This is a genomic window from Neisseria sp. P0022.S010, from assembly GCF_051956635.1.
The window spans coordinates 1-2,349 of the sequence record NZ_JBQCXF010000461.1; the positions used below are offsets into that span (position 1 = coordinate 1).

Annotated in this window: 2 protein-coding genes and 1 pseudogene; all 3 read left to right on the forward strand. The window is 44.4% G+C overall.

The genetic code is table 11. The features are described from left to right. Positions 1–672 (forward strand): type VI immunity family protein (locus ACTHUT_RS18150; protein WP_440386807.1); only part of this gene is annotated, 672 nt, incomplete at its 5' end. 278 nt (positions 673–950) lie between these two features. Further along, positions 951–1,397, forward strand: coding sequence for a type VI immunity family protein (locus ACTHUT_RS18155; RefSeq protein ID WP_440386808.1), 447 nt, complete (start codon positions 951–953; stop codon positions 1,395–1,397). Positions 1,398–1,415: 18 nt separating this feature from the next. Next, positions 1,416–2,195 (forward strand): annotated as a pseudogene (locus ACTHUT_RS18160) (type VI immunity family protein); the annotation flags it as partial. Positions 2,196–2,349: the final 154 nt, after the last annotated feature.

Sequence of the window (2,349 nt, forward strand, 5' to 3'; positions counted from 1 at the left end):
ACCAAACGCTATTGGGGGGTAACACCCGATTCAGGTGGACATGATGACTCTCTATGGTACGAGGGCATTAAGTCCGTCAGTTGGTATACCCTTGTCGGCAAGGCGTTCCAAGATAAATTGAACAGCATGGAAATCCAAAACGTTTTGAGCCATTATCCGGACATTACGCTGAAGACCTATAACGGTACCATGGTATTTAGAGCAGGGAAGTTTCCCGACTTGGGAGATAAAACCAAACCGTTGCCCATTAATTACCTGGTAGTAAACAACCTGATGCGGCCGATACTGACACAAAAGCTGAACGACTCATTACATACTGCCTTCGGCAACGGCAAAAACCGTTATTCAACCTCACAGGGTTATTACTGGCTGCATCGCTGGGATAATGCCAATTTTGAAAACGGGATTTTTGATCCTAAAGGGACGAAGCAGGAACTGATGCCTGTTTACCGTCAAAAGCCTTTGGAAGCCCCTTATGCAGGAATGTGGATACCCGATAATTTGGAGAACGCGATAGAACGACATTTTGAAGAAGGGGAAGTTTTTCCCGAAAGGGGAGAGTATTACAAGCACCTTCTAAACGGCACAACGGAAATTAGGAAAGGCTTTTGTATCTGGCGTTTGGTCAAGCGGGACGACGGAGGCAGTGTATTGGTAGCTTCGGAATTTTAGTCGATGACTATCAAAGGTCGTCTGAAACTTTCAGACGGCCTCTTTAGCAATGTTGATTGCCTTATTTGACAGTTTATGCGGCTATAGTCGTTATATTTGAGATATTTGATTACACATCAAATCTATTTGAAGCAGCTTGATGATTACGCCAATGAAATGAAGGCAAAGTATGGGGGAAATGTCAAAAGGACTTTTTTGCAAAGGTCTCAGGCCGTCTGAAATATGGAGTTTTACTTTCAGACGGCCTTAAATGTAAGAAACGCCAGAATAGGGGCAATATGACAACCAAACTATATGAATCACTGCAACGGGAAGCCGATGAAATCCTGATGTATGACGAAGACTACAATATCAATGCCCGTCTGGGACTGACCATATTGATCTACTACACGGGCGGAGGTTCGGTAGCGGGACAACGCAAGACGCTGGAAGCTGCCGAACGCTTTTATTCAAAGTACCATGGGTATTTGAAAATGCATTTTTGGACAGACATGCGCCGTTTTGCACGGCTCAATCCGACCACATTTCAAAATAAAATAGACCGTACCATTAAAAATGCCGAATCAGGACGCAGATTAGAATGTGTGCTTACTTCGGATACGGAATATGGCCAAAGGGCTCCGGAATATCAATTCAAAACCCTATCCTCCCACCCAATAGATGAAAAAGGATTGTCTTGCCTTCAAATTACCCTGCCTTTGTCCTTTTTATCGACCACTGCCTAACAGCAGGAATTCGAAGATTGGGTGGAATATTTTTGCAAACAGTTTGATATTTTCCACGGCTATGCCGGACTGACCATTGCCCTCCCTGATTCCTACTATAAATACCAATTTTATGAATACGCTGTGACCAAACGTTATTGGGGGGTAACACCTGATTCAGATTCACCCATAACCCTCCTTTGGTACGAAGGTATAAAATCTATCAGCTGGTACACACTTGTCGGCAAGACGTTCCAAGATAAATTGAACAGCATGGAAATCCAAAACGTTTTAAACCATTATCCGGACATTACGCTGAAGACCTATAACGGCACCATGGTATTCAAAGCAGGGAAGTTTCCCGACTTGGGAGATAAAACCAAACCGTTGCCTATTAATTACCTGGTAGTGAACAACCTGATGCGGCCGATACTGACGCAAAAGCTGAATGATTCGCTGCATACTGCTTTCGGCAACGGCAAAAACCGCTACTCAGCTTCCCAGGGCTATTACTGGCTGCATCGCTGGGATAATGCCAATTTTGAAAACGGGATTTTTGATCCTAAAGGGACGAAGCAGGAACTGATGCCTGTTTACCGTGAGAGACCTTTGGAAGCACCTTATGCCGGGATGTGGATACCGGACGATCTTGAGAACGCGATAGAACGACATTTTGAAAAAGGCGAAGTTTTTCCCGAAAGGGGAGAGTATTACAAGCACCTTCTAAACGGCACAACGGAAATTTGGAAAGGTTATTGTGTTTGGCGTTTGGTCAAGCGGGACGACGGAGGCAGTGTGCTGGTGGCTTCAGAGTTTTAATTATTCAGTCTCAAGCGTAAGCTAAGTTAAAAAAACGGCATTTATCAAGGCCGTCTGAAACTTTCAGACGGCCTCTTTATCAATGGTGATAGCCTTATTCGACAACTATATCGGTAGCAGCAATCGCATTGGCGTATTTCGCCTCTGCTGCCTT